The sequence below is a fragment of the Mariprofundus ferrinatatus genome (assembly GCF_002795825.1).
GTDB classification, from domain to species: domain Bacteria; phylum Pseudomonadota; class Zetaproteobacteria; order Mariprofundales; family Mariprofundaceae; genus Mariprofundus; species Mariprofundus ferrinatatus.
The window spans coordinates 2,220,916-2,247,456 of sequence record NZ_CP018800.1 but is presented as its reverse complement, the minus strand read 5'-3'; the positions used below and the strand labels follow the sequence as shown (position 1 = coordinate 2,247,456).

26 protein-coding genes are annotated in these 26,541 nt (G+C 54.2%); 23 read left to right on the top strand and 3 right to left on the bottom strand.

Features of this window, described 5'->3' with window-relative positions:
- The first annotated feature begins 58 nt into the window (after nucleotides 1-58).
- From arsB to Ga0123462_RS10990, 7 genes are all read left to right on the top strand, one after another.
- Entirely contained in the window at nucleotides 59-1,090 is a 1,032-nt protein-coding gene (gene arsB, locus Ga0123462_RS11020; protein ID WP_100266609.1) for an ACR3 family arsenite efflux transporter, read from the top strand.
- A 49-nt stretch (nucleotides 1,091-1,139) separates the two neighbouring features.
- Nucleotides 1,140-2,138 carry an ArsJ-associated glyceraldehyde-3-phosphate dehydrogenase gene (locus Ga0123462_RS11015; RefSeq protein ID WP_100266342.1) on the top strand — a complete coding sequence of 333 codons (999 nt, stop codon included), beginning with the start codon at nucleotides 1,140-1,142 and terminating at the stop codon, nucleotides 2,136-2,138.
- Nucleotides 2,139-2,151: 13 nt separating this feature from the next.
- The gene (gene arsJ / locus Ga0123462_RS11010; protein WP_100266608.1) at nucleotides 2,152-3,357 is read left to right on the top strand and encodes an organoarsenical effux MFS transporter ArsJ; all 1,206 of its coding nucleotides are present in this window, start codon (nucleotides 2,152-2,154) and stop codon (nucleotides 3,355-3,357) included.
- Nucleotides 3,358-3,582: 225 nt separating this feature from the next.
- A complete protein-coding gene (locus Ga0123462_RS11005) occupies nucleotides 3,583-4,818 on the top strand; it encodes a cation:proton antiporter (protein ID WP_100266341.1) in 1,236 nt (411 codons plus the stop codon).
- Between the two features lie 32 nt (nucleotides 4,819-4,850).
- Nucleotides 4,851-5,579, top strand: a complete 729-nt coding sequence (gene rquA / locus Ga0123462_RS11000) for a rhodoquinone biosynthesis methyltransferase RquA (RefSeq protein WP_100266340.1) — start codon at nucleotides 4,851-4,853, stop codon at nucleotides 5,577-5,579.
- A gap of 8 nt (nucleotides 5,580-5,587) precedes the next feature.
- Nucleotides 5,588-6,019 carry a PGPGW domain-containing protein gene (locus Ga0123462_RS10995; RefSeq protein WP_100266339.1) on the top strand — a complete coding sequence of 144 codons (432 nt, stop codon included), beginning with the start codon at nucleotides 5,588-5,590 and terminating at the stop codon, nucleotides 6,017-6,019.
- 200 nt (nucleotides 6,020-6,219) lie between these two features.
- The gene (locus Ga0123462_RS10990) at nucleotides 6,220-8,226 is read left to right on the top strand and encodes a diguanylate cyclase domain-containing protein (protein WP_232726457.1); all 2,007 of its coding nucleotides are present in this window, start codon (nucleotides 6,220-6,222) and stop codon (nucleotides 8,224-8,226) included.
- A gap of 41 nt (nucleotides 8,227-8,267) precedes the next feature.
- On the opposite strand, the gene feoB is transcribed toward Ga0123462_RS10990, so the two are convergent.
- Complete coding sequence (feoB, locus tag Ga0123462_RS10985) at nucleotides 8,268-10,304, bottom strand: ferrous iron transport protein B (RefSeq protein WP_232726456.1); 2,037 nt, start codon at nucleotides 10,302-10,304, stop codon at nucleotides 8,268-8,270.
- A gap of 172 nt (nucleotides 10,305-10,476) precedes the next feature.
- Here feoB and Ga0123462_RS10980 point away from each other — a divergent pair, with 172 nt between their 5' ends.
- A complete protein-coding gene (locus Ga0123462_RS10980) occupies nucleotides 10,477-12,120 on the top strand; it encodes a cation:proton antiporter (protein WP_100266606.1) in 1,644 nt (547 codons plus the stop codon).
- Between the two features lie 29 nt (nucleotides 12,121-12,149).
- Here Ga0123462_RS10980 and Ga0123462_RS10975 read toward each other — a convergent pair whose 3' ends face one another.
- Nucleotides 12,150-13,109, bottom strand: coding sequence for a calcium/sodium antiporter (locus Ga0123462_RS10975; protein WP_100266337.1), 960 nt, complete (start codon nucleotides 13,107-13,109; stop codon nucleotides 12,150-12,152).
- Between the two features lie 92 nt (nucleotides 13,110-13,201).
- Complete coding sequence (locus Ga0123462_RS10970) at nucleotides 13,202-14,083, bottom strand: phosphoribosylaminoimidazolesuccinocarboxamide synthase (RefSeq protein WP_100266336.1); 882 nt, start codon at nucleotides 14,081-14,083, stop codon at nucleotides 13,202-13,204.
- A gap of 217 nt (nucleotides 14,084-14,300) precedes the next feature.
- Here Ga0123462_RS10970 and nhaD point away from each other — a divergent pair, with 217 nt between their 5' ends.
- The 15 genes from nhaD to Ga0123462_RS10895 all read left to right on the top strand — a co-directional run bounded on the left by nhaD (nucleotide 14,301) and on the right by Ga0123462_RS10895 (nucleotide 26,482).
- On the top strand, nucleotides 14,301-15,719 hold the full coding sequence (gene nhaD / locus Ga0123462_RS10965; RefSeq protein ID WP_100266335.1) for a sodium:proton antiporter NhaD: 1,419 nt from the start codon (nucleotides 14,301-14,303) through the stop codon (nucleotides 15,717-15,719).
- Between the two features lie 48 nt (nucleotides 15,720-15,767).
- Entirely contained in the window at nucleotides 15,768-16,160 is a 393-nt protein-coding gene (gene gloA / locus Ga0123462_RS10960; protein WP_100266334.1) for a lactoylglutathione lyase, read from the top strand.
- Between the two features lie 106 nt (nucleotides 16,161-16,266).
- Entirely contained in the window at nucleotides 16,267-16,479 is a 213-nt protein-coding gene (gene rpmE, locus Ga0123462_RS10955) for a 50S ribosomal protein L31 (protein ID WP_100266333.1), read from the top strand.
- Nucleotides 16,480-16,496: 17 nt separating this feature from the next.
- Complete coding sequence (gene rplU / locus Ga0123462_RS10950) at nucleotides 16,497-16,805, top strand: 50S ribosomal protein L21 (protein WP_100266332.1); 309 nt, start codon at nucleotides 16,497-16,499, stop codon at nucleotides 16,803-16,805.
- A 3-nt stretch (nucleotides 16,806-16,808) separates the two neighbouring features.
- On the top strand, nucleotides 16,809-17,057 hold the full coding sequence (gene rpmA / locus Ga0123462_RS10945) for a 50S ribosomal protein L27 (RefSeq protein ID WP_100266331.1): 249 nt from the start codon (nucleotides 16,809-16,811) through the stop codon (nucleotides 17,055-17,057).
- A gap of 135 nt (nucleotides 17,058-17,192) precedes the next feature.
- Complete coding sequence (gene obgE, locus Ga0123462_RS10940; RefSeq protein ID WP_100266330.1) at nucleotides 17,193-18,251, top strand: GTPase ObgE; 1,059 nt, start codon at nucleotides 17,193-17,195, stop codon at nucleotides 18,249-18,251.
- On the top strand, nucleotides 18,232-19,383 hold the full coding sequence (gene proB, locus Ga0123462_RS10935; RefSeq protein WP_100266329.1) for a glutamate 5-kinase: 1,152 nt from the start codon (nucleotides 18,232-18,234) through the stop codon (nucleotides 19,381-19,383). The genes obgE and proB overlap by 20 nt, the downstream gene beginning before the upstream one ends.
- A 44-nt stretch (nucleotides 19,384-19,427) precedes the next feature.
- Nucleotides 19,428-20,696 carry a glutamate-5-semialdehyde dehydrogenase gene (locus Ga0123462_RS10930; protein WP_100266328.1) on the top strand — a complete coding sequence of 423 codons (1,269 nt, stop codon included), beginning with the start codon at nucleotides 19,428-19,430 and terminating at the stop codon, nucleotides 20,694-20,696.
- Between the two features lie 145 nt (nucleotides 20,697-20,841).
- Nucleotides 20,842-21,492: a nicotinate (nicotinamide) nucleotide adenylyltransferase gene (nadD, locus tag Ga0123462_RS10925; RefSeq protein WP_100266327.1), complete on the top strand. Its 651-nt coding sequence runs from the start codon at nucleotides 20,842-20,844 to the stop codon at nucleotides 21,490-21,492.
- A gap of 23 nt (nucleotides 21,493-21,515) precedes the next feature.
- Nucleotides 21,516-21,887, top strand: coding sequence for a ribosome silencing factor (gene rsfS, locus Ga0123462_RS10920; protein WP_232726455.1), 372 nt, complete (start codon nucleotides 21,516-21,518; stop codon nucleotides 21,885-21,887).
- Nucleotides 21,884-22,333, top strand: a complete 450-nt coding sequence (locus tag Ga0123462_RS10915) for a 23S rRNA (pseudouridine(1915)-N(3))-methyltransferase RlmH (RefSeq protein ID WP_100266326.1) — start codon at nucleotides 21,884-21,886, stop codon at nucleotides 22,331-22,333. The genes rsfS and Ga0123462_RS10915 overlap by 4 nt, the downstream gene beginning before the upstream one ends.
- A complete protein-coding gene (locus Ga0123462_RS10910) occupies nucleotides 22,330-23,487 on the top strand; it encodes a murein hydrolase activator EnvC family protein (RefSeq protein WP_100266325.1) in 1,158 nt (385 codons plus the stop codon). The genes Ga0123462_RS10915 and Ga0123462_RS10910 overlap by 4 nt, the downstream gene beginning before the upstream one ends.
- Before the next feature lie 88 nt (nucleotides 23,488-23,575).
- Nucleotides 23,576-24,898, top strand: coding sequence for a S41 family peptidase (locus Ga0123462_RS10905; RefSeq protein WP_100266604.1), 1,323 nt, complete (start codon nucleotides 23,576-23,578; stop codon nucleotides 24,896-24,898).
- A gap of 46 nt (nucleotides 24,899-24,944) precedes the next feature.
- Entirely contained in the window at nucleotides 24,945-25,859 is a 915-nt protein-coding gene (locus Ga0123462_RS10900; protein WP_100266324.1) for a divergent polysaccharide deacetylase family protein, read from the top strand.
- Nucleotides 25,859-26,482 carry a DUF502 domain-containing protein gene (locus tag Ga0123462_RS10895; RefSeq protein WP_100266323.1) on the top strand — a complete coding sequence of 208 codons (624 nt, stop codon included), beginning with the start codon at nucleotides 25,859-25,861 and terminating at the stop codon, nucleotides 26,480-26,482. The genes Ga0123462_RS10900 and Ga0123462_RS10895 overlap by 1 nt, the downstream gene beginning before the upstream one ends.
- Nucleotides 26,483-26,541: the final 59 nt, after the last annotated feature.

The window sequence follows — 26,541 nt, the reverse complement described above, 5'->3', positions numbered from 1 at the left end:
CGCATAGGTGGATATCATGCTCCTGCTCAGGAGAAGCATGATGTCCGGTTCAAAATCTATGGGCCTGTTCGCCCGCTATCTAACCCTCTGGGTTCTGCTCGCAATCGTGGTCGGAATTGCACTGGGGTCACTTTTCCCCGCGCAGCTACATGCACTGGGCGGAATGGAAATGGCCCATATCAACCTGCCAGTGGCGTTGCTGATCTGGGCGATGATTTTGCCGATGCTGCTCAAGATCGACTATTCAGCACTACATGAGGTATGGGATCATCGGCGTGGTGTGGGGGTGACGTTAGCCATCAACTGGCTGGTCAAACCCTTCTCAATGGCGCTGCTCGGATTCATTTTCCTGAGGGTTCTGTTTGCCCCCTATCTGGATGAGGGACAGATCGACAGCTATATCGCCGGTCTGATTCTTCTGGCTGCAGCACCATGCACGGCGATGGTCTTCGTCTGGTCCAGGCTTGTAGACGGTCACCCTCAATTCACGCTTTCGCAAGTTGCACTTAATGATGTCGTTATGGTTTTTGCGTTCGCCCCGATCGTCGGCCTGCTACTTGGCGTGGCATCAATCACAGTGCCATGGGACACCCTCTTTCTCTCAGTTCTTCTCTATATCGTCATTCCAGTGATTCTGGCTTATGTTGGTCGCAGACTGTTGCTGGTCAGCGGCAAGCTGGATGATCTTCTGCATGTCATGGACCCGATCTCCATGGCGGCACTGCTGATGACGGTTGTGCTTCTCTTCGGATTTCAGGGCGAGCAGATTCTGGCGCAGCCGCTGGTCATTTTATTGCTGGCGATTCCAATTACTATTCAGGTCTATTTCAACTCAATGCTGGCCTACTGGCTGAACCGGAAGCTGGGAGTGGCACATTCGGTTGCCGGTCCCTCAGCTTTGATTGGAGCCTCCAATTTTTTCGAGCTGGCAGTGGCTGCTGCTATCGCACTGTTTGGCTTTGAGTCAGGTGCAGCTCTGGCAACCGTAGTCGGTGTTCTGGTCGAGGTGCCAGTTATGCTCACTGTTGTTGGTATCGTCAACCGCAGTAAGGGGTGGTATCAGCGAGGTAAGGTCGTGACATTTCAGTGACATATTCACTTGGCAGGATCTGTTTCGAATCGTTTTCAGGAGATGGTAGATGAAGGTTAAGGTGGGCATTAACGGTTTTGGACGCATGGGTCGTCTTGGTCTGCGGGCAGGTTGGGAGATGGATAATTTTGAGGTGGTTCAGGTCAATGAAACCGCCTGTCGTGCCGAGTGTTCGTCCCATCTGCTGAAATTTGATTCGGTACACGGTATATGGCCTTACGAGTGTAGTGCGGATGGCGAGACGATGCTGATAGATGGCAGGCAGATTGGCCACTCAGGCAATCATGCCATTGGCGACAGCGACTGGTCGGGTTGCGATATCGTAATTGAGGCGACCGGGCAGTTCCGCAAGCCGGAGCAGCTGCAGGCCTACTTCGATCAGGGGGTGAAGAAGGTGATTGTGGCAGCACCGGTGGATGGCGCACTGAATATTGTCTACGGCATTAACGACCACCTCTATGATCCTGCGCAGCATGATCTGCTGACTGCCGCCTCCTGCACCACCAACTGTTTGGCACCGGTAGTCAAAGTGATGCAGGAGCGGATTGGCATCAAACATGGCTGCATGACCACGATACATGATATCACCAATACCCAGACGATCATTGATAAAGGGCATAAGGATTTGCGTCGGGCACGCGCTTGCGGTCAGTCACTGATCCCTACCAGCACAGGCTCCGCGAAGGCGATCAGCAAAATCTTTCCTGAGCTGGAAGGCAAACTCAATGGCATGGCGGTGCGTGTGCCACTGCTCAATGCATCACTGACCGATTTCGTCTTTGAAGCGGAACGGGCAGTGACCGTCGAAGAGGTTAACGGTTATTTCAAAGAGGCGGCTGAGGGCGAGTTGAAGGGGGTTCTCGGTTACGAAGAACGCCCGCTGGTATCGGTTGATTACACCAATGATCCGAGATCTGCGATTGTTGATGCACCGAGCACGATGGTGGTGAACGGGACACAGGTCAAAATCTATGTCTGGTATGATAATGAGTGGGGTTATGTGAACCGGATGATGGAGCTGACGCAAAAGGTAGCAGGTTCTATCTGATGCAGGCGCTATGATGGATCAGGGGTTTAAGCACTACCTGACCGTCACCGGCGGTTACTGGGCTTTTACCATTACCGATGGTGCCATCCGTATGCTGGTGGTGCTCTACTTTCACGGCCTCGGTTATTCGCCACTTGAGATCGCCATGCTGTTTCTCTTCTATGAGTTTTTCGGCATTGTCACCAATCTGATCGGCGGTTGGCTGGGGGCTCGCGTTGGCCTCAATCGCTGTATGAATATCGGCATGATAATGCAGATCGGGGCGCTGTTGATGTTAACCGTGCCGGACCCATGGCTGTCGGTGGGCTATGTGATGGCAGCCCAGGCACTCTCCGGCATCGCCAAGGATCTGAACAAGATGAGTGCCAAGGCGGGTGTGAAACTCTTCCTGCCTGATAAATCGGAGAAAAAGCTCTTCCGTTGGGTGGCAATCCTCACCGGTTCCAAGAATGCATTGAAAGGGGGCGGTTTCTTTATCGGTGCGCTGCTGCTGGCGTGGCTGGAGTTCCGCGGAGCACTTCTGGCCCTCTCCGCACTGCTTCTTGTGGCGCTGATCATCACCTCGATCCTGCTACCGGGTGAGCTGGGCAAGAGCCCCTCTAAGCCGAAATTCTCACAGATATTCTCCAAGTCAGCGCAGGTGAATCGACTATCAGCCGCCCGCTTCTTCCTCTTCGGAGCACGAGACATCTGGTTTGTGGTGGGGCTGCCTCTCTTTCTCTATACGGAGCTGGGCTGGAGCTTTACCGAGGTGGGCGCTTTCTTTGCGTTGTGGGTGATCGGTTACGGTTTTGTGCAGGGCTCTGCACCGGCAATGTTGCGCACTTTTAGCAGCAGGGATCCCGATGGCTCTCTGGTGGCAGGTGCAGCGTTTGTCCTGCTTGTGGTTCCAGTCGCCATTGCCCTGGCGATGAGTCAGGGGTGGGATCTGCAGCTTGTGATTATCTTGGGACTCTCCCTGTTCGGCATCGCCTTTGCGATCAACTCGGCTGTGCACTCCTACCTGATTGTCTCATGGTCAGAGCGTGAACATGTCTCGATGAACGTCGGTTTCTACTACATGGCCAATGCCGGTGGCCGCCTGAGCGGGACACTGCTCTCCGGCTGGGTCTATCAGAGTCAGGGTCTGACAGGTTGCCTCTGGTGGTCGGCTGCTTTTGTACTGGCCGCAGCTTTGATTTCTCTTTTCCTGCCCAGGCAGTCGGGGCATGCCACCTAGATCGAGCCTGTCGATACATTCCGTTGTGCTCTATAATGTAGATACTCCTCCGGATTCCTGCACAGGACATCAGGTGTCCGGCGACCTCATGGAGGGCAGAATGAGTGCATCAAATATGATTAGACCGGAACCGGGGTGAGCCATTTCTGTCCTCGATGTCACCTGCAAGGTGAAGGAGTAGGTGCTATCACCGTCATTTTCTGCATAAGCAGGAGCGGATCCTAGATGGAAGCGAGCGAATTCTTTCTTTCTCTGGTGTTGATTCTCCTCTTTGCCAGGCTGCTCGGCGAACTGGCCGCCTGGATGAAGGTGCCTCCGGTAATGGGGGAGATGCTGGCTGGCATCATTCTCGGGCCGAGCCTGTTTGGCTGGGTTGAAGTCAATGACATCATTCTAACCCTGGCTGAAATCGGATTGATTCTTCTGCTCTTCGAGGTGGGTCTGGATACCGATATCTCCCGCCTTGCGAACCGCGGCAGCAAGGCGGTGGTCGTAGCGCTCGGCGGTTTTATCGCTCCATTTGCCGGCGGTTTTATCCTTGCCTATCTTGTTTTTGACCTCTCCCTGCTGCTCTCTCTGTTTATCGGTGGAACCCTTACAGCTACCAGTATCGGTGTGACGGTGCGCGTACTTCGCGACCTTAATCGGCAACATTCCCAGGAAGCGCAGGTGGTGCTGGCCGCCGCCGTTCTTGATGATGTAATGGGCGTAGTGCTTCTGGCTCTGCTTTACGAATTTTCAGTTTATGGCGGCATCAGCCTGGCGAATGCCAGCAAAGTTCTCGCGTTCATCGCTATCTTCATGATTCTCGCACCGGTGGTGGCCAAGATCATGGCAGAAACAATCGGACGCTATAATAGTCGAAGCCGCATTTCAGGATTAATTCCAACCACCATTGTGTCGCTGGTACTGTTTTTCGCCTGGCTCGCCCATCTTGTCGGGGCACCTGCGCTGCTTGGCGGATTTGCAGCAGGCCTTGCCCTTTCCCGCCGTTTCTTCCTGCCGTTTGGCGTTGCCCTTTCCAGGGTGTTCCACTCCGACGGAAAATTTGTTCACCGTATCGATGACTCTATAAAGCCGATCATCCAGCTTTTCACACCGATCTTCTTTGTCACAGTGGGGTTGTCGCTAAACCTGCAGGAGGTCGACTGGGGTTCAGTCTCAGTATTGATGATGGGTTTCGTGTTTATCGTGCTGGCGATGGGCAGCAAGCTTGCCGGTGCATTTATGATTGATGAGCCGCTCCATTTTAGATGGGTCGTTGGCCTTGCAATGATTCCGCGTGCCGAGGTGGGGTTGATCTTTGCCGAGCTGGGTCGTGTTTCCGGTGTTTTCGACAATACCCTCTATGCGGTTATGATTATTACCATTGCAGCAACGACCATACTTCCGCCGTTTATTCTGAAGTGGTACTACGGTCGCTACGGCCACCTTATACCAGAAGATCAGGATCAGGGCTGACGATTGACCGGGTTTAGTTAAGTATTCATACGATGTTCAGATTCTACCGCCACTTTCTCGATGGCATGCCCATCTATCTGGTACGCCACTACTGGTGGGCCTACCTCTGGCCGAAATCGGTCTGGTTTTTCGATCACCAGCCGATCATCAATGCAATCCTCTTCGGTCAGTACCGAGGCCTGATGCATGCAACGCTGGAGCGGCTGAAACAGGCGCCGCTGGAGCGGGTGCTGCAACTTACCTGTGTCTACGGTTCTCTCACACCCAACCTGATCTGCCAGGTACACCCTTCCCCCCTACACATCATCGATGTGGCCGATGTGCAGCTCGATCTTGCAAGAAGCAAGGTCGAGGCGGGGCAAAAGCTATGCGGAGCCCGTATGAATGCGGAGTCTCTTGGCTATAAAGCCAACAGTTTCTCGACAGTGATACTTTTCTTTCTGCTGCATGAGATGCCTGCAGAAGCGCGCCGAAACACACTTGCTGAGTGCATGCGAGTGATACGCGATGGCGGCGTGTTACTGGTGACCGAATATGGGCGGTTGCCGAAACAGCACTGGCTATACCGTTTCTATCCCATCCGCTGGATTACGACCAGGCTCGAACCATTTCTGGAGAGTTTCTGGCATGATGACGTCGAGGCGCTGCTAAATGAACTAGGAGAGGCTTACGAAAAAGAGGTGAGAGTCACATCGCACAGGGATATCTTTTCGGCATTCTACCGCGTAACTGAGTTTACTGTTACGAAGCGCGGCGGTTAAGGAGGGGCATGGAAGATCTGATTACACAAGGAAAGGCGTTTTTCGATGCCTACGGTCTCTGGATCGCGGCTGGCTCGATCGCAATGTTTGTCATCAGCCTGGCCTCGATTCCGTTTATCGTTGCCCGCATTCCGGTCGACTATTTTCACCACCATCATCGACACCGTCTAAACGGTGATCTTCGCCACCCGCTGGTGAAGCTCATGCTGGTGATTCTCAAGAATATTCTGGGAGCTATCCTTCTCGTAGCCGGATTCATCATGCTCTTCACACCTGGCCAAGGTCTGCTCGCAATCCTTTTCGGCCTGATGATTATGAACTACCCCGGCAAATACAGGCTGGAGTGCTGGATTATCGGCCGCCCGATGATTCTCTCTGCCGTGAATAACATGCGCGAAAAGCATGGCCAGCCGCCTCTGATTCCTCCTGAATCATCATGATTGGTTGAGGGAAATATCCCCTCAATTCAGCATGAGTGGGGCAGTTTCCTCGTCCACCGATCACCTTCACATGTGCCATTTGTGTATATTGGGCTATAATAGGTAAGTGACAGTTTATTCCTTCTGTTGGAGGGTTTATACAAGTGGTGCGCCCAACAAGCCTAAAGAAACGAATACTGGTACCGCTTGTCACTGCTGGCTTGTGTGTTGCTGTAGCCGGCGGCTTCTTCCTCAACAGTACTGAAACGCGACAAAAACATCATGCGGTAGAGCAGCAGGCCGAGGCGATGGAGAGTCATCTCCTTTCATCTATGCAGATTAAGGCAGAGGTGATGGAAGCAATGCTTGCCTTTATAATTGAAGACAGGCGGATTATTGCTGCACTTGAGTCGGGGGATCGCAAGCAACTTCTGGAGTTGGCCACCCCGATATATGAGCGCTTTAACCAGCAGAACAACATTACGCACTTCTATTTTCATGATGGGCAGCGGGTTAATCTGCTGCGTGTCCATAAACCCGAGAAATATGGGGACACCATCAATCGCTTTACAGCACTTGGCGCGGAGAAGAGCGGATCCCTCTTCTCCGGTATTGAGCTGGGACCTCTTGGCACATTTACGCTTCGTTCAGTACTTCCTGTGTTCGGTGGGGGAAGGTTGCTCGGCTATATTGAGCTCGGTCAGGAGATAGATGGCATCATTGAGGAGGCCCACACCATGTTTGGTGTTGAGCTTCTACTGCTAATCGCCAAGCAGTACCTCTCCCAATCCGATTGGGAGGAGGGCATGCGCATGCTTGCCCGCCCGTTCGACTGGAGACTTCTCACTAACATGGTGCTGGTGTCACAAAGCCTTGAAGAGGCACCTATCGTGCTGCTTAACAGGGTCGATTCTGAGCTGGTGGAAGAGATCGATGTTCACAGGGATGTTGAGCTAAATGATCGCAACTACTGGGCAGCTGTCATTCCCATTAAGGACGCAGGAGAGCGTAAAGTGGGTTCGCTGATCATGCTGCATGACATGACATCGCTCAACCAGGATTCGAAAACTGAAATGCTCTGGTTTGCAGCGCTCTCCACACTGATTAGCTGGATAATATTCCTGCTCTTTTACCGGGTTCTGGGAAATACTGAACAGGAACTGAGTGATGCCAGGGCACGACTGATCGAAGAGGGGGAGGCGCGAACAAGGCAGGTTGAACAAGCTCTGAATATTCAGCGCGTACTTGATGAGATGCTCAATATCTCGCTTCCTCCGTTAACGATGAAAGAGGTTTTGTCGAAGTCGCTTGATGCGGTTTTGACAATTCCTATTTTCACGCTGCAGCAGAAAGGGGCAATATTTTTTGTGGCTGAAGATGGCAAGAGCCTTGAAATGGCAGCACAGCGGAATCTTTCTGAAGTCTTGCTGCAATCATGTGCCATGCTCCCATTCGGAAAATGCCTTTGCGGCAGGGCTGCGGCAACACGTGAGCTTGTGTTTTTTGACCACCTCAATGCGCAGCATGAAATCAGCTATGATGGTATTGAGCCGCATGGGCACTACTGTATCCCCATCATCTCAGAGGGACGGTTGCTCGGTGTGCTCAATGCTTATGTGGATGCCGGCCATGTCAGAGAAGCTGCCGAAGAGGGCTTCCTTAAAAACGTGGCGAACACCCTTGCCGTAGTTATTGAGCGCAAGCAGGCCGAAGAGAAGCTTGAAGAGATGGCGCATCACGACACCCTTACGGGGTTACCCAATCGCATTGTTCTTTATGATCGGTTGGACCAAAGCCTGGCACTTGCCCGGCGACACAGGGAATCCTTTGCGGTGGTCTTTCTTGATCTGGATCACTTCAAAGAGGTCAATGATACCCTGGGCCATGATGCCGGGGACCAGCTGCTTATCGATGCATCGACCAGAATTTCAGGCTGTATCCGAGAAGTGGATACGCTGGCCAGGGTTGGCGGCGATGAGTTCTGCCTTATTCTGATGGATACGCGTGATCCTGCCGGCGCAACAGTTGTTGCTGAAAAGATTCTCAAGGCCCTTACCACACCATTCGATATTTCTGGACAGTCGTGCCAGGTCGGAACAAGCATTGGTATAGCCATATTCCCTGCTGATGGCGAGGATAGTGAAACCCTGATCAAGAATGCCGATGCGGCGATGTACCGTGCCAAGAGGCAAAGAAACACCTACTGCTTCTTTAATAACAAGGGTTAGAAAGTCCGCATCAAATGCTGCGGGGACGCTCGGTTTGCCGCTTAGATCATGCTCTCTATGCCTGTGAGGGACAGGCGGACGATCAGGGCGGTAATCAGAGCGACACCGATCGAGAGGAGGATGGAGAAGATAGCCTCCTTCCTGCCGATCACCTTCAGCATCACCGCGAAGGTGGAGATGCAGGGAATATAGAAGAGCAGGAATACCAGGAAGGTGGTGATCTGAATCCAGTCCATCACCAGCCCTACCTCGAAGGTGCCGAGCGCCTGATAGACCATCACCAGCGACAGCTCTTTTCTCAGGACACCAAAGAGGATCGGAACACCGAGAACGGCGGGCAGGCCAAGTGCCCATAGTGTAATGGGGGCAAGCGCAGTGTTGATCCATACATCCGCACCGAAGAACTGCAGTAGTGCAAGCACCACGCTGCCGCCGACAAGCAGTGGCGTGACAATCGTGAGAATATCGCTGGTACGGTTCCAGGTGGAATGCATTAACGGTCTCCACTCAGGCCAGGCATAGCTTGGAATTTCCTGAATCAGCCCGGGGCTGATCTCGGGATAGCGATGTGAGAGCAGGCGGCCAAGGATGGCGATGACCAGCAGGCTTAATACGAAGAGAAGAAACACACCTGTGGCACCAAGGTATTTGGCACCCAGCGCCAGTACAATGGCAGATCTGGCCGAACAGGGAACAAAGGTGATTAACAGGGATGCTACAACACGGTCACGGCCACTGGTTAATCCTTTGGTGGCCGCGATGCCGGGCACATTACAACCAAGTCCCAGCAGGAACGGAACGGCCACCTTGCCATGCAGGCCGATGGCATGGAAAAACCGATCCACAACAAACGCGATTCGATGCATGATCCCTGACTCTTCCAGCGCAACCAGCATCAGAACCAGCGGTAGCATGTAAGGTACAACGATGCCGACCAGCCCGATCAGGCCATCAACAACGGCGCGTCCAACTACGCCGGAAAGCGTATCCGGCTGCCAACCGGAAACCATATCAGCAAGCCTTGCTGCGGACATCGCATCCAGAGCGGTACTTACCTCAAACACCATGAACAGCACCGCGGCAAATACTGCCATCGATCCAACCAGGCCCCAGCGTGGATGCAGGAAGAGCATATCCAGCTTCTCTTCCCATGTGACCTCAGGTTTGTGTACAAGACTCGCAACCTGTTCAAAGAGACGTACTGCCCGGTGATGGCGGTCGGCTTCGATCTCCTCAGGCAGAGAGCGGGGTAGCACTTGTGCCGCCTCTTGCTGTAGCGCCTCGACATCGGCAACGGCTTCAGGAAAGTGGCTGGCCAGCTCACTCATGAAATAGGTGTCTGACTCAAGCAGGTGCATTGTCAGCTGGTTCTTTGGCATGGCAAAGGCATCCTGAATTTCAGGAATGTCCACCCGCTTCTGCATGATTGAGGCCCATTCCATAATGTGAGGGTTGGGAGGCTGAGGCAGCGGACAGCTGCGAGCGCGGGCACTTCTCAATACCTGATCAAACAACTCAGTCAGGCCGTGGCCCTTAAGGGCGACAGTAGGGATCACTGGCACACCAAGCTTCTCGGAGAGGGCATCGATCTCAATCTCGACGCCCTTTCGGTGCGCCTCATCCATCATGTTCAGGGCCACCACGATAGGGAGGCCCAGCTCAGCCAGTTCCAGTGTGAGTTCAAGACTGCGCTGAAGTACGCTTGCATCGATAACATGGACAATGATATCCGGCCTTGAAAAAGGGGCCGGGGGTTTATCCCGTTCATGGCGGGAAACCAGTGGACGGGCATCGCCCCATAGCAGGTACTTCAGAGCCTCAAGGTCGGCCCCCGTCAGGTTCCGTAGCGAGTTGATATCAGGCAGGTCAACCAGATGAACTTCATCAACGCCGATCTGTACCGGGCACTCTGCATAGGGTTTCTGGGTGCCGGCCAGCTTGCCGGTGCGGTAACTTGTACTGGCCACGGCATGAAAAATGGTGCTTTTGCCACTGTTGTGCTGGCCTACAAGCGCTACGCGCAGACGATTCTCTCCACGATAGACATGGGTGTGAATAGTGATTGGCTGGCTGTTCATATCAGGATCTTGCATACTCAAAACGGAGTCACACTGAGATGCATTGGCGGCAAGTCAAGATTATCGTATGTAACTTGCAGTTTTTCCTGTTCTGCAATACGTTAAAGACAGGGGGGTGCTGCTCGATTGCGAGGAAGAGAGACAAACAGGCAAGCCTGGTATCGGAGGTGCGATGGACTACAGCTATCTGAATGAAGCCCTGATTATCCTGTTGGCTGCGGTTTCGGTTGTCACCCTGTTCCTGAGAATCGGGCTGCCTCCGATCATTGGTTATCTGGTTGCCGGGCTTATGGTCGGTCCGTTTGGAATTGGTCTGATCTCGGATGTTGAACACATTAAGACGTTTGCTGAATTCGGAGTGGTATTCCTTCTTTTTACAATCGGCCTTGAATTTTCCATCTCGCTTCTTATCCGGATGAAAGGAACCGTGCTGGGGTTGGGTGGCGCGCAGGTGTTTGTTACTACGGCAGCTGCCACGGCGATTGCCTACACTTCCGGCATTGCCTTTGTAAATGCGCTGGTGCTGGGCGGCGTGGTTGCCATGTCCTCCACCGCACTGGTGACCAAACAGCTTGTCGACCAGGTTGAACTGCATACCCGTCATGGTCGAAACAGTCTCGGAATTCTTCTCTTTCAGGACATGATGGTTGTGCCGTTCCTGATTCTTGTGGCCAGTATGAGCAGGGATGCGATTGAGCCCTCCCTGGCTGCTCTGCTCATTATCTTTGCCGAGGGTGTGCTGGTGCTGGGGCTGATATTCGTGCTCGGCAGGTGGGTGCTGCAGCCGCTGTTCCATATGGTGGCGCATTTCCGCTCGGCTGAGCTGTTTACCCTGACAGTGCTGCTGGTTGTGATCTGCTCCTCATGGCTTACCCATGCGATAGGGCTGACCTTTGCGCTGGGCGCTTTTCTTGCCGGCGTCATGCTCAGTGAGACCGAGTTCCGGCATCAGGTTGAGTCTGAAATCAGGCCATTCCGTGATGTGCTGCTTGGACTCTTCTTTATCACCGTAGGCATGATGCTAAATACTGGTTTCTTGCCTGAGGTGTGGCCTGCGGTTCTGCTTCTTCTGGTCGGGCTGGTGATATGTAAGCTGCTGCTGATTGGCGTGCTCTGTCGACTTTCCGGCTGGAACAGCGCGGTTTCGATGCGTACCGGCCTGATTCTGGCACACGGCGGAGAGTTCGGTTTTGCCATACTTCTCTTGGCGATGGATGGTGGCTTGCTCGATAGCCGTGTAGGGCAGACCATGCTGGCCGCCATGATCTTAAGTATGGCACTGGCCCCGCTTGTTATACGCTACAATGGCTTGATCAGTACGCATCTGATGCCCGCTGCTGCTGCGCGCAGCAGGCAGGAGATCAAAGAGAAAATCATGGATGTGTCGCGCGAGATGCGTCATCACGTGATTGTCTGCGGCTTCGGCAGGGTTGGGCAGCACAGCGCCAGCATGCTGGATGAGACGAAAGTGGCCTATATGGCGATCGATCTCGATTCGGGTAAGGTACAGGAAGGCATGGCTCAGAAGCGCCCTGTCTCCTACGGTGATGCGGGCAGCCTTGAGCTGCTGCATGCCTGTGGCCTGAAGCAGGCATCAGCGCTGCTGATCACCATTATTGATTTCAATACGGCGATGAAAATCATCTCAAGGGTGCGCCCACTCTATCCGGATCTTCCCATCATTGTACGAACCCGCAAGGAGATGCACCTTTATCAGCTCTATCAGGCCGGCGCATCCGAAGTGGTGGCAGACACCTTCGGAAGTGACCAGATGCTGACCCGTGAGATGCTGCGCCGCTTTAAATTAGGGCAGTGAATGGCTCCACCCCGCTCGCAACAGGAGTGTCAGGACTGGATATAGAGCAGGAACAGGTATGCGAAGAAGCCGCAGGCAAGCAGGCCTCCTTCTATACGGGTGATTCTTCCACCGACCTTGAATCCGAATGAAACTGCCAGCAGGGCGATGGTGAACGCGATCATGATGGGAAAGTCGCGAAGCAACGCTTCGGGAGCAAAAATGCCCGGTGCAAGCAGCCCCGGCATGGCAAGTACGGCCAGCAGGTTGAACATGTTGGAGCCGATCACGTTGCCGACGGCAAGATCGGCCTCGCCCTTAACCGCACTGGCAACAGAGGCAACCAGCTCAGGCAGACTGGTGCCGACGGCAACGATGGTCAGGCCGATAATCAGATCGCTGACGCCAAGGAAGTGGGCGATTTCAACTGCTCCCCAGACCACCATGCGCGAACTGACCATGAGAACAATCAGGCCGGCCACAAACCAGAGGATGGAGGATTTCATATCCATCTTTTCGGGGATGGATTCGGTAAACTCCTCGATCATCGGATCGTGGCGATCTCTCATGGCGATACGGGATATCCAGAAAAGCATCAGCACAAGTCCGATAGCCAGGATGGCACCATCGATCTGACTGAGTGCTCCATCGGCCAGCAGCGCAAAGGCAAGAAAGGTGACAAGAAACAGCACCGGAATTTCGCGGCGCAGTGTCATGGATTGAACTGTCAGAGGAATAATAAGGGCGGTAATACCGAGGACAAGGCCGATATTGGCGATGTTGGAGCCAAGCACGTTGCCGATGCCAAGGTCGCGATTGCCATCCATGGCCGCCATGGCGGCGACGATCATCTCGGGCAGGCTGGTTCCCAGGCTGACGATTGTCAGGCCGATCACCATCGGAGGAACACGAAGGTTTTTTGCTACTGAGGCAGCGCCATCCACGAAGCGATCGGCTCCCCAGACCAGTAGTGCGATGCCAATGGTCATGGCTGCAGTTGCCAGTAGCATGAAAGGTTTCTCCTCCTGTCCGTCTGTTTCTAAATTACTCAGCCCTGGCATCAATGGATAACGATGCCGAACCGGAAGAGCGGGTTAGCAGCTCAACTTGTCAGTGTGCGCAGTGCCTCAAGGTACTTTTCCGAGGTCCTGTTCTTGATCTCATCGGGTATGACAGGTCCCGGTGCCTGCTTATTCCAGTCGAGTGTCTCCAGCCAGTCGCGAACGATCTGCTTGTCAAAGCTGGGTGGGCTTACTCCTGGCTTGTATTCAGAAACAGGCCAGAAACGGGATGAGTCCGGAGTCAGGGATTCGTCGATCTGGTGCAACACGCCATTGGAATCCAGTCCGAACTCAAACTTGGTGTCGGCAATGATGATGCCCTTCTCCAGCGCGTAGGCGGCAGCCTCTTTGTAGAGATTCAGGCTGACGTCTCGCACCTGCTCGGCAAGCTCGGTACCGAGAATGCCGCACATGGTGTCGAAATCGATATTTTCGTCGTGATCACCGACAGCCGCCTTGGTGGAGGGGGTGAATATCGGTTCAGGAAGGCGGTCCGCCAGAACCAGCCCTTCCGGCAACGGGATGCCACAGACAGATCCTTTGCCCTGATACTCTTTCCAGCCGGATCCGATTAGATAGCCGCGTACGATTGCCTCGATGGGTAACGGCTTCAGCCGTTTTACGATGATGGCGTGGGAGCGGACGCGTTCACGCTCTTCGGCATCAGGAATGGCCTCCTCCAGCGTCATCTCTGCAGTATGGTTCGGAACAATATGGCCAAGCTTTTTGAACCAGAAGTCGGAAACGGCGTTCAGGACGATGCCTTTACCCGGGATTGGCGTGGGCAGGATTACATCAAAAGCGGACAGGCGATCAGTGGTGACAATCAGCAGGTGATGATCATCGATCTCGTACATATCGCGAACTTTGCCGCGATGGAGCAGCTTCAGGCTTTTAATATCGGCATTCAACATAGCATCCATGTTGGGATCTCCCGGTGTTGTCAGGTCTTGAAAGTGGCGAAAAATGCCCGAATGAGGCAAAACAGACAAGCTGCGGCGAGATATTCTGCCACAGAAGCAGACAGGGTGTTATCTGTTTGTGTCTGATTTACTGTGCATTTAAATGGAGATAAAAAGCGTGCAGGATTAGCGCAACACGATTCACCTGTTCGATTAATATACGGCAAAGGAATTTATCATGAAACAGCTTACTCTATTATTATCAATGCTGGTGGCGCTATTTCTGCCGGGCCTGGCGATTGCCTCAGGCGGGGCTGCCACACCGCTGGATCTGACCGCAACCTGGTTCGGTATCACGGCATTGATCATTTTTGTCTTTGCCTATGCGCTGGTGATTGGCGAGGAGGTGCTGCATCTGCGTAAGTCGAAACCGGTGATGGTTGCAGCTGGCCTGATCTGGGTTCTGGTGGCGATCGCCTTCAACAGTCACGGCGACACAACCAGCGCGCATGAGATGATTCAGCACAATATCCTTGAGTATGCTGAACTGTTGCTATTTCTCCTTGCCGCGATGACCTATGTGAACACCATGGAGGAGCGCAATGTATTTGCAGCGCTACGGTCATTTCTGGTGTCGAAAGGGCTGTCCCTCAAGGCGATATTCTGGCTGACGGGCCTTTTGGCCTTCTTTATCTCTCCTGTTGCCGACAATCTGACTACGGCGCTGGTAATGGCGGCTGTCGTCATGGCGGTGGCCAGGGATAATGCAAAATTCGTAACACTTGGCTGTATCAACATTGTTGTTGCTGCCAATGCAGGCGGCGCATTCAGCCCCTTCGGCGATATCACCACGCTGATGGTATGGCAGAAAGGGATGGTTCACTTTCAGGAGTTCTTCGGGCTGTTTATCCCATCGCTGGTCAACTGGTTTGTTCCGGCAGCCATCATGGCCTTTTTCCTGCCCAATGCCGTGCCCGAGAGCATGAGTGAAGAGGTGCGGGTGAAGCAGGGCGGCTATATTATCATTGCCATGTTCCTTGGCACCATCGCGCTGGCGGTCTCATTCCACAGTGTCCTGCACCTGCCGTCGATGCTCGGCATGATGACCGGCCTGGGTTTTTTGAAGCTTTACGGATACTGGCTGAAAAAGTCGGGCTTCCGTGCCCAGGAGCCATTTGAAGAGAACACTCAGATCGACACGAATCCGGGGGGTGCCCCGTTCGACATTTTCCACCAGCTGCAGCGCTCGGAGTGGGATACGCTGATGTTCTTCTATGGCGTGATTCTCTGCGTTGGCGGCCTGGGCGCACTCGGGTACCTCAACCTCACCTCCCAGCTGATGTATGAACAGCTGGGAGCCAGCTGGGCCAATATCCTGGTCGGTTTCCTCTCCGCTATCGTCGACAATATTCCAGTGATGTTTGCTGTACTTAGCATGCTGCCTGATATGGGGTTGAATCAGTGGCTGCTGGTGACACTGACTGCGGGAGTTGGCGGTTCGCTGCTCTCTATTGGATCTGCGGCCGGGGTGGCACTGATGGGTCAGGCACGCGGCATCTATACCTTCGGCAGTCACCTGAAATGGACATGGGCGATTCTCCTCGGCTATGTCGCATCCATCGCTACGCACTACTGGATTTCCGGGATGGCATTTTAGGATTCAAATGAATTCGACTGATATCTATATATTAATAGGAGGAGCACATTGCGAATTCTGCATGCCATGATCCGGGTGGGTGATCTGGAGCGCTCCATCGACTTCTATACCCGTGTGCTGGGCATGCGGCTGTTGCGCAAGAAGGATTATCCGGAAGGGAAATTCACGCTCGCCTTTGTCGGTTACGATGATGAAACGGAAGGCGCAGTGATCGAGCTTACCCATAATTGGGAGAAGGAAAGCTATGATCTTGGGGACGGGTTTGGGCATGTTGCGATTGGTGTGGATGATATCTATGCCGTCTGTGATAGGATTCGCGAAAGTGGCGCTTTGATCACCCGCGAGCCGGGAGCGATGAAGCACGGCAGTACTGTGATCGCCTTTGTGAAGGATCCTGATGGATATGCAATTGAACTGATTGAAAGATCCAGCCAGGTCTAAAAATGGTGCAATTTGCCTGATCTGAGAAAAACTGCGTAATAGTGCTTGATTAACCGACGCAAGGACGCTAGAAATCGCGCCCCTTAAAAATTGACGGAGAAATGACGTGAAAGCTGACATTCATCCAGAATATCTCGCATCCAAGGTAACTTGTTCATGCGGCAACACATTCGAGACGCGTTCGACCAAAGGCGATATCCACGTGGAAATCTGCTCTTCCTGCCACCCGTTCTACACCGGTAAGCAGAAGATCATTGACACGGAAGGTCGCGTTGAGCGCTTCTATAAGAAATACGGCAAGCCTGGTAAGGCTGCGTAAGGCTATTGGAGTTTTAGATGTACGCTGTAATCAAGACTGGTGGCAAACAGTACCGTGTTCAGGAAGGCGATATCCTGCGCGTTGAAAAACTGGATGCCGAAGCTGGCAAGAAAGTCACCTTTGACGACGTTCTTATGGTAGGCGAAGGCGAGTCCATCAAGGCAGGCGCAGATGCAGCCAAGGCCAAGGTGACTGCAGTCGTGACCGAGAACGGCCGTGGACAGAAGGTTGTTATCTTCAAGAAACGTCGCCGTAAAAACTATCGTTTGACCCAGGGTCATCGCCAGAGCTTTACCTCTGTGCGTATCGAAAAGATCAAGGAGTAAACCATGGCACATAAGAAAGCTGGTGGTTCAAGTCGTAACGGACGCGATTCCAATTCCAAACGCCTTGGCGTGAAAAAATATGGCGGTGAAGCAGTCATTGCCGGAAACATCCTTGTTCGTCAGCGCGGCACTAAAATCCGCCCGGGCGATAATGTTGGTTGTGGTCGCGACTACACCCTGTTCGCTCTGACCGACGGCAAAGTCGAGTACTACAAGAGCAACGGTCGTACGACTGTCCGTATCACTGCCTAAGGGCAGGTTCTGAACGTTGAAAGGGGGGTGCGCTTGTCGCACCCCCTTTTTTGTTTGTGAGAAATTTTACTGCAAATGCGCCGGAGTTGTTGTCCGATATCTTTGTGGTTCAGGTTAAATATGGTGTAATACAGCATGCGTTTTATTGATGAAGTCAAAGTCGAGGTTCGTGCCGGAAATGGCGGCAAGGGATGTAGTTCATTCCGGCGGGAAAAGTATGTTGCCAAAGGTGGCCCTGATGGAGGCGACGGCGGACGTGGTGGCCATGTGATCTTTGTGGCCTCAGGCAGCAAAAACACCCTGCAGGAGCTCTATTTGCGAAAGCGGCTGGTTGCAAAGAACGGCCAGCAGGGCATGGGATCCGATTGTCACGGCAAGTATGGGGATGATGTGATTGTGCAGGTCCCGGTAGGCACCATCGTCAAGGATGAGGATGGCCATATTCTTGCCGATCTGGCACACGATGGTCAGGAGTTCTTTGTTGCCCGCGGCGGCGATGGCGGCATGGGCAATGCCCGTTTCGCCACCAGCACCAACCGGGCACCGCGCTACTGTCAGCCGGGCAGGGAGGGTGAGCAAGGCATCCGCTATCTGGAGTTGAAGCTGATGGCCGATGTCGGTCTTGTGGGACTCCCCAATGCGGGCAAGTCCACGCTTCTTTCCCGCATCTCCAATGCGCGGCCCAAGATTGCTGATTATCCATTCACCACTATTAAGCCGATGCTGGGACAGGTGTTTATGGATGATGGTGATGGTTTTGTGGTTGCCGATATTCCCGGGCTGATTGAAGGAGCGCACGAAGGCAAGGGGCTGGGGCACCGCTTTCTGAGACATATCGAACGCACCGCTGTTCTGCTGCATCTGGTTGATGCTGCATGCGAGGATGGCAAGCCTGTTCGCGAACAGATCAGCGAGATTCAGGGTGAGTTGGAGGGCTATGGCGAAGCGCTGACCAGCAAGCCGCGTTTACTTGTGTTCAATAAATCCGATGCGCTGCTGGATGATGAACGGGCAGCTATTGAGGAAGAGATTGCGACGATGGGTGTTGAGGCCTATTTTATCTCGGCTGTAAGCGGCGAAGGGGTTCAGCAGCTGTTGCACCGGATATACGAGCAGGTTTTGAAGCTTCGTGAGCAGCTGGCAGCGAAGGATAGAGAAGAGGCTGAGGAGATAAATGATTCGTTCGAGAAGTGACCTGAAGCGTGCCCGACGGGTGGTGGTGAAAATCGGCAGCTCACTGCTTGCCGATGCTGAGCACGGCATTCGTCAGGATGTGATCGATCACCTTGTTGATGAGCTGGAGGAGTTTATCGCCGCGGGCATGCAGCTTGTGGTTGTTACCTCCGGGGCTGTGGCGCTCGGACGAGTGCAGATGGGATGGCTGGAGCGCACACTCTCAGTGCATGAAAAACAGGCGGCAGCAGCAATTGGGCAACCCAAATTAATGGATGCTTACGGCAGGGCCTTTGCCAGGCACGAACGGACTGTCGCCCAGATGCTTCTCACCAAAGACGATCTCAGGCACCGTCGCCGATACCTCAATGCCAGCAATACCAGTGAGACGCTTTTCTCAGCAGGTGTCGTTCCGATCGTTAATGAGAACGACACGGTGGTCGTGGCAGAAATAAAATTCGGGGACAATGATTCACTGGGCGCGCTGGTCAGTCTGGTTGTTGATGCTGATCTGCTGGTCATGCTGACTGATGTTGATGGTCTCTATGATAAGAATCCAGCCACGCATCCTGATGCGCAGCGTGTGGGTGTCGTCGGCCATCTTGGAGAGGAGCATGCTGCAATGGCTGGTGATGTCGGATCATCGTTCGGCACAGGCGGAATGGCGAGCAAGCTTTCGGCAGCACGGGTGGCCACAACCGGAGGCGTTACAGCAGCCATCATCAGCGGTAAGGAGAATGGAAGACTTAGCCGGCTTCTGGCTGGAGAGGATGAAGGAACTCTGTTTCTTTGTGGTGTGGACAGACAAACCCGCCGTAAACACTGGATTATGGAGATACTCTCGCCACGCGGGGAGATTCATGTTGATGCCGGTGCGGCCAGGGCGATTGTGGCTCAGGGAAGCAGTCTCCTTCCGGTCGGTGTGAAAGATATCAACGGCATTTTCGATAAGGGCGACTGCGTAGAGATTGTAGATCCGGACGGTGCGGTGATCGCACGCGGCCTCTGCAATTACGCCGTTGATGAGTTGCGCCGGATTATGGGTCACTGCAGCAGCGAGATCGAATCCATACTTGGATTCCGGGATTTTTCATCGGTGATTCATCGCGATAACCTGGTGTTAAGCAGAGAGGAGTTGGAGCGAGCTGAATAGGTGCCGGTGCGCACCAGTCAGAATGCCTTTTGTGGGAGAATAGAATGGAAACTGATGCACAATCGATCATGAACAAGCTGGGCAGGCAGGCAAAGGATGCAGCCAAGGCGATGCGAATGGCGAATACCCGCTCCAAAGATGAGGCACTGCTTCTTGCGGCGGCCGTGATGCGCCGGGAGATGAACGAAATTCTTGCCGCCAATGCACTCGATATGAAAGCAGCGGATGAGAACGGCCTGGATAGCGCAATGAAGGATCGTCTGATGCTAAATGGCGACCGCGTAGAGGCGATGGCTGAAGGGCTGGAGCAGATTGCAGCGTTGCCTGATCCGGTTGGTGCGATCGACAATCTGCGTTATCGCCCCTCCGGTATTCAGGTTGGTCATATGCGGGTGCCACTGGGCGTGATCGGTATTATTTTCGAGTCTCGCCCCAATGTCACTGCCGATGCTGCGGGCCTCTGTCTGAAATCGGGCAATGCAGCGATTCTACGCGGGGGATCGGAAGCGATTCACTCCAACCGTGCTATTGCCGCCTGTCTGCGCCGCGCACTCGTGGACAAGGGACTGTCTCAGAATGCTGTGCAGCTTGTCGATTCGACCGACCGTGCACTTGTCGGGGCTCTGCTGAGAAGCGATAGCTATGTCGATGTGATTATTCCACGCGGCGGCAAATCACTGATCGAGCGTGTCTCTGCCGAGTCGCGCGTGCCCGTCATTAAGCATCTGGACGGCATCTGTCATGTTTATATTGATGCCGCAGCAAATACGGAAATGGCACGAAATATCGCGTTGAACGCCAAAACGCACCGCTATGGCGTTTGCAATGCGATGGAAACATTGCTGATCCATCGGGATGTTGCCACAGATGCGGTGCAGTCGCTGATACAGGCCATGCTCGACAAGGGTGTTGAGGTGCGAGGCTGTGAACAGACGATAGCCCGCTGCGCCGGCATGGGTGTGAAAGAGGCCAGCGATGCGGACTGGGCCACAGAGTATCTTGCCCCGGTACTTTCGGTACGCATTGTCGACTCGCTGGATATGGCCATGGACCACATCGACGCATATGGATCAGGCCATACCGAAACGATCGTGACCGAGGAGTACGAGGCGGGCAATCGCTTTCTGCGGGAGGTCGACTCCTCTTCGGTGATGTGGAACGCGAGCACCCGTTTTGCCGACGGCTTTGAGTACGGACTGGGCGCTGAGATCGGGATCTCGACGGATCGCCTGCATGTTCGTGGCCCCGTTGGCCTTGAAGGGCTGACAACACAGAAATGGATCGTGCTCGGCCACGGCGAGATTCGAGGATAGAAGCGGTCACCCATCTATTGTCCTGTAGCGGCATTATGGCTGTGTTCGAATCCTCGCGTATCGCCAGTACGCTATGGCTCTGTTCGCCTCCTGCCTTGCTGCAGAATAAAACTCTGACAATCTCTCAATTGTCCGGGGAGACAGGATGAATTCAGATGCTGTTCTCAGGCATATCGGGTTGTTTGGCGGAACGTTTGATCCCCCGCACAACGGCCACGTGGCACTTGTTGAGGCGGGCCTGAATGTGATGGGGCTTGATGAGGTGTGGGTGATACCTGCAGAGCCCGTGCACCGAGAGTTGTCGGGCTTTGCCGATGGTGCAAAACGCCTTGGCTGGTTGCAGGAGATTTATAAAAGCAGGCCGGAAGTGCAGGTGTTTGACTGGGAAGTGAGGCTGGGCAGGCCCGTTGCAGCGGTGGAAACCCTGCGTGATTTTCAGCAGCGTTACCCCGGCACTGTGCCATGGCTGATGCTGGGTGCCGATGCATGGGCGGGTCTCGAAAGCTGGCGCGAATATCCGGCGCACCTTGAGCTCTGCAATATCGCCGTATTTGCCCGAACCGGGCTTGATGTGGAAGCGCTTCCAGATCATGCAGGTTGGCAGCAAGTTGACGTACGGCAGTGGCAGGAACGCAATGCTCCAGGCCACTGGTGTTATCTGCCGGTAGCGCTGCCGGATATATCGGCCACCATGTTGCGCAGTGATGCGAGGCAGGGAATATCGCTTCTCGGAAGGGTGCCTGAGCAGGTGAGAAGCAGGATTGAGATGAGTTACAGGGTTCCCCCGGACAGGTAAAGGAATCCCTATAAGGAGAAGATGTGACACAGGTAGCAGTTAAAGATAGTGAAAGATTCGAGCAGATGACCGAAGCACTGGTTGAGGCGCTTGAGGATAAGAAGGCACAGGATGTGCTGGTGATTGACGTTCACGGCAGGTGCGATTTTACCGATCGCTTCATCGTCGCAAGTGGCCGTTCTGATCGCCAGATCAAAGCGCTCTCTCAGTCGGTGTCTGAGGTGGCGCATCAGTACGGGCTCGCTGCCAAGGTAGAGGGGCTGGAGGCGATGGAGTGGTTGCTGGTTGATCTGGGCGACATTGTGGTTCACCTCTTCCTTCCCGAGGTTCGCGAGAGTTTCCAGCTCGAGCGGCTCTGGCGTGTGCCCCATAAGGAGTCGGACAGCGCATCGTGAAGCTCAGGCTGCTGGTGATTGGGCGTGGATCGCGCGAACTCTCCGAGTTCGAGGCGCGCTTTCTTGAACGCCTTAAACCGTTTGCAGCCTGTCAGGTCATCGAGTTGCCTGAAGGCCGGGGCAAACAGGTCTCCCAGCGTAAACAGGAGGAGGCCAAGCAGATCCTCAAGCACGCCGGCAGCGGCTTTGTGCTGTTCGATGAGCGAGGCCTGCTCAACGGCAGTAAACAGTGGGCGGGGCATCTGGGCTCGCTGGCGGGTGATGCTCAGCTGGATTTTGTGATTGGCGGTGCTGACGGTGTTGCCGATGAGGTGCGCAGAGCTGCTGGTGCATGCTGGAGCCTCTCCAGGCTTACCCTGCCGCACCAGCTGGTGCGGGCGGTGGTGCTGGAGCAGCTCTATCGGGCATTTACCATTATTCAGGGACACCCTTATCATCGCGTATGAGCACTCTTTTGCGGTATATCTCTTCTCTTTTGCTGCTGCTCATGCTGTCGTGGGGTCTGCCAGGGATAGTTGCTGCAGAGACGGACACCCAGGGGAAAATTGAAAAAATCAAGGCTGAACGACAGCGCCTGGCCAAGGTGCGCAGCCAACTTGAAGGACAGATGGGCGATATCGGGCGTGAACTTCGCAAGCTCGACTCAGGCCTGATCTCTGCACGCAAGGCAACCGGCGCAGCAAGAAAGCAGGTAAAAGAGGCGGACATACGTCTGGCCAGGCTGAATCGGGAGCGGGATCAGCTGCAGTCACGAATCAAACAGCTGAAGAAACAGATGCTAGATGAGAGTGCTGCAGCATGGCAGCGCAGTAGTCGTGCATCTGAGTGGATGGGTATCTTTACCGGCGTGCCGGTCAGTGATATTCCACACCGCAGATATCTGTTGAACCGGGTTATGAATTCTCAGGAGCAGGATCGCCTTGCATACCTTCAATCTGTGCAGGATCTGGAGCGCGTTGAGGTCGAGCTGCTGGAGGAGCGTGAGCGGCTTGATGCTTTACGCAGGGAGAAGCAGAAAAGTGAGCAGGAGCTTGCCGGAAGGGTGCACGATAAACGTGCCATGCTTGATCGGATACGCGGTGATGTTGTCTCCAAGAAAAAGCGTGACCAGCAGCTGGCGCGCGAGGAGAAGGCGTTGCTCAGGCTGCTCGATAACATGAGTGAAGGGCTGCTTGCCACGGATAAGTCCGCTTTAGAGCAGAAGATTCGCAAGCGTAAGGGGCATTTGAAGTGGCCTGTTACAGGCAAGATCGTTGCAAGCTTTGGCTCTCGTCCCAGCCCCTCGATGCCAGAATTGCAGGGCGTTCAGCTCAGGCCGAATTCGAGTGCGCATGGAGTGAAGGCCATGGCATCCGGACAGGTGCGTTATGCCGACTGGTTTGGTGGATTCGGACTGATGACGATTATTGACTACGGCGACGGTATCCTCGGGGTTTATGCCCATAATGATGTGCTCTACAAGCAGTTGGGAGACTGGGTGGAAGAGAATGAGACGATTGCCGAGGCGGGGAGCACGGGCTGGATCAACAGCGTTGCGGTCTATTTTGAAATAAGGGATCGCGGGAAAGCCGTAAACCCGAAAGGCTGGTGTCGGCGCTGATGCGCTGGCATGCTGCTGCTTCACGCAGCATGTGGCGCAGAAACATGATGACAAGGCAGTTGCGGCTGCCGGAGTGTTGGAGAAAGGTATGTCTTTGAAGTTTCGTCGAGTTTTATTAGGTACAGGCGCTCTCGCTCTGCTGGGCGCGGGTATTATGGCGTGGGAGCCCGGAACGGGTCACCGTCAAGCCAATGCCGCCACCGATTATCAACAGCTGCAGAAATTTTCACAGGTGATGGAGATGGTGCGCCAGGCTTATGTCGAGGAGGTCAGCGATGAAAAGCTGATCGAGGGTGCGCTCTCAGGCATGCTCTCCAGCCTGGATCCACACTCCACCTATCTTGATAAAGAGATGTACAAGCAGATGAATGTGGATACCAAGGGCGAATTCGGAGGCCTTGGCATCGAGATTCAGGCTGCCGAGGGCGGCATCCGAATTATTGCACCGATTGAGGATACCCCGGCAGATCGTGCAGGCGTCAAAGCAGGTGACCTGATTATCAAGATCGATGATGAACTGACACGTGATATGTCCCTGATGGAAGGGGTGAAGAGGATGCGTGGCAAACCCGGTACCAGCACCGTGCTGACGATTTACCGTGAAAGTGAAAACATTTCACTCGAGGTGAAGATTACCCGCGCCATTATCAAAGTGGAGTCGGTAAAGGGCGATATGCTGGCGCCCGGTTATGCCTACCTGCGTATTACCCAGTTCCAGCAGCCGACGGTAACCCTGCTCTCCAAGCAGATCAGGGAGTTGAAGAAACGTGCCGGTGGCAAACTTTCCGGTGCCGTACTTGATCTTCGCAATAATCCGGGCGGCTTGCTTAACCAGGCGGTGGCAGTTTCCGACCTGTTCCTGGAAAAGGGCAATATTGTTAGCACCAAGTCGCGGGCGGGTAACAACCTCTCATTCGATGCGGAGCCGGGCGATATCCTCAATGGCTTGCCCATGGTGGTGCTGATGAACAATGGTTCTGCATCGGCATCCGAGATCGTCGGTGGCGCCCTTCAGGATCATCACCGCGCAATTGTGATGGGAACCAAGAGCTTTGGTAAAGGGTCGGTGCAGTCAGTCGTTCCGCTCAATGACGGTACTGCAATTAAGGTGACCACGGCGCTCTACTTTACCCCGAGTGGCCGCTCCATTCAGGCGACCGGTATCGACCCCGATATTCTGGTTGAGCAGGTGGTATTGAAGAAGGACGAGCAGAGCAATGGTCTCATTCCCAGGGTAACTGAACGTGATCTGAAGGGGCATCTTGAGAATGGCAACGGCAAGTCCAAGAAAACGGTAAAAGAGGTTGCCGGAGACGGTCCGAGCGACAAAATGAAGGAGCGACTTGAGCTTGATGCCCAGCTGCAGCGTGCGCTGGATCTTCTCCGAGGTCTGCATGCGCTTCGTGGATGATAAGCCCGCTTAATGCCGGGTATCGTACAGGAAGTGTGAGAGGATCATGAGCCATAAAAAAATGCAGCCGCAATGGCTGGCGCTGCTGTTCCTGATTGTTTTGAGCCTGCTTCTTGTTGTGGTGTCTCTGCAGGGGACTGCGTCCCAAAAGCGGGTTGAGGTGCCTGATGCTACGGTTAAGGCCGTCGCACCCTCCCTCCCCGAACCGGAGAGGGATGCACTGTTAAACATGGAGCCCGGTTTGCAGCATCCTGAGTCGGGTCTGGCTCTGATTATGGATGATGTCGGATATGATCTGGCTGCACTCAGGCGGATTCTGGCACTCCCCATGCCTGTGGCTATTTCGATTATCCCTGATGCGCCATTCGCACATGATTCGGCAGAGATGGCACATGCAATGGGACAGCTGGTGATGCTGCACCTGCCGATGGAGCCGACATCGGAGAAGTACCGGAACAGGATGACGCCCTATTTCCTGAATGAGAAAATGGACAGGAGTGAGTTGCGCCAGACTTTTCTTCGCGGCCTGACTGCGGTTCCCTACGTCCAGGGGGTTAATAACCATATGGGCTCCCACCTGACCGAGCTGATAGAGCCGATGCGCTGGGTTATGGAGGTGTGCAGGGAGCAGGGGCTGTTTTTTGTCGATTCTGTAACCAGCAACAGAAGTGTTGCAGCGGAGGCCGCCGAACTGGCCGGAGTGGCCTGGGCCAGCAGACGCATATTTCTAGACCATGATAAAAGTCCCGAAGCGATGCAGCGTGCATGGCAAAAGGCAGAGCGCTGCCTGGAGCAGGAGAAGCAGTGCATCGTGATTGCCCACCCATACCGAAGCACAATCACCTTTCTTGAAGAACAGCTGGGAACAGAGCTGATGGAGTCAGCATCATCGGTGAATCAGCTGCTACATGAGAGCAAGCCTGTGCATCAGGCGAAAATCAAACCTGAGGTGCTGCTGTAGTGGCTTCGTTACGTAAATATCTGCTGGCAGGTGTCGTTGCCCTGGCGCCACTGCTGGTTACGGTTGCATTGATCAACTGGTTGATCGAACTCTCTGATGATGCGCTTTCGCTGCTGCCGGCAGGATATGCCCCTGAGACGCTGATCGGCATCGATATCCCGGGTCTGGGTATTATTCTGGCCCTGCTTTTCATTATCACCATCGGCATGCTGACCACTCACTTTATCGGGCACCACCTGATGCGCCTTGTGGATCGAATTATGGGGCGTATCCCGCTGGTGCGATCGATATACAAGGCAACCCGCCAGCTGCTTGAAGCGACTTTGAGCGATAGCTCGAGCGCATTTCAGAAGGTGGTCATGGTACCATTCCCTGACAAGGCAACCATGGTGATAGGCTTTGTCACCGGTGAGACCGCAGTCGCGATTCATGGGGCCAGTGAAACACGGGTGTCTGTCTTTGTCCCCTCTACACCTGTCCCCACGACCGGCTGGCTGCTGTTTGTCGATCCTGTGCAGATTGTCTATCTCGACATGAGTGTCGAAGAGGGGATGAAGCTGGTTCTTTCCGGAGGCACGCTGCCCGCCGGAAATGGAGGCAAGCCTGAGGAGCAGGGCAAATAGAACTTGTTCATCGCTTCAGCCTAATTACGATATCTGTATGGAGCCGAATTTATAGGTTG

Coding starts and splice junctions, on each gene's coding strand:
- arsB (WP_100266609.1), top strand. CDS start 59: ATGGGCCTGTTCGCCCGCTATCTAACCCTCTGGGTTCTGCTCGCAATC.
- Ga0123462_RS11015 (WP_100266342.1), top strand. CDS start 1,140: ATGAAGGTTAAGGTGGGCATTAACGGTTTTGGACGCATGGGTCGTCTT.
- arsJ (WP_100266608.1), top strand. CDS start 2,152: ATGGATCAGGGGTTTAAGCACTACCTGACCGTCACCGGCGGTTACTGG.
- Ga0123462_RS11005 (WP_100266341.1), top strand. CDS start 3,583: ATGGAAGCGAGCGAATTCTTTCTTTCTCTGGTGTTGATTCTCCTCTTT.
- rquA (WP_100266340.1), top strand. CDS start 4,851: ATGTTCAGATTCTACCGCCACTTTCTCGATGGCATGCCCATCTATCTG.
- Ga0123462_RS10995 (WP_100266339.1), top strand. CDS start 5,588: ATGGAAGATCTGATTACACAAGGAAAGGCGTTTTTCGATGCCTACGGT.
- feoB (WP_232726456.1), bottom strand. CDS start 10,304: ATGAACAGCCAGCCAATCACTATTCACACCCATGTCTATCGTGGAGAG.
- Ga0123462_RS10980 (WP_100266606.1), top strand. CDS start 10,477: ATGGACTACAGCTATCTGAATGAAGCCCTGATTATCCTGTTGGCTGCG.
- Ga0123462_RS10975 (WP_100266337.1), bottom strand. CDS start 13,109: ATGCTACTGGCAACTGCAGCCATGACCATTGGCATCGCACTACTGGTC.
- Ga0123462_RS10970 (WP_100266336.1), bottom strand. CDS start 14,083: ATGGATGCTATGTTGAATGCCGATATTAAAAGCCTGAAGCTGCTCCAT.
- nhaD (WP_100266335.1), top strand. CDS start 14,301: ATGAAACAGCTTACTCTATTATTATCAATGCTGGTGGCGCTATTTCTG.
- rplU (WP_100266332.1), top strand. CDS start 16,497: ATGTACGCTGTAATCAAGACTGGTGGCAAACAGTACCGTGTTCAGGAA.
- rpmA (WP_100266331.1), top strand. CDS start 16,809: ATGGCACATAAGAAAGCTGGTGGTTCAAGTCGTAACGGACGCGATTCC.
- obgE (WP_100266330.1), top strand. CDS start 17,193: ATGCGTTTTATTGATGAAGTCAAAGTCGAGGTTCGTGCCGGAAATGGC.
- proB (WP_100266329.1), top strand. CDS start 18,232: ATGATTCGTTCGAGAAGTGACCTGAAGCGTGCCCGACGGGTGGTGGTG.
- Ga0123462_RS10930 (WP_100266328.1), top strand. CDS start 19,428: ATGGAAACTGATGCACAATCGATCATGAACAAGCTGGGCAGGCAGGCA.
- nadD (WP_100266327.1), top strand. CDS start 20,842: ATGAATTCAGATGCTGTTCTCAGGCATATCGGGTTGTTTGGCGGAACG.
- Ga0123462_RS10910 (WP_100266325.1), top strand. CDS start 22,330: ATGAGCACTCTTTTGCGGTATATCTCTTCTCTTTTGCTGCTGCTCATG.
- Ga0123462_RS10905 (WP_100266604.1), top strand. CDS start 23,576: ATGTCTTTGAAGTTTCGTCGAGTTTTATTAGGTACAGGCGCTCTCGCT.
- Ga0123462_RS10900 (WP_100266324.1), top strand. CDS start 24,945: ATGAGCCATAAAAAAATGCAGCCGCAATGGCTGGCGCTGCTGTTCCTG.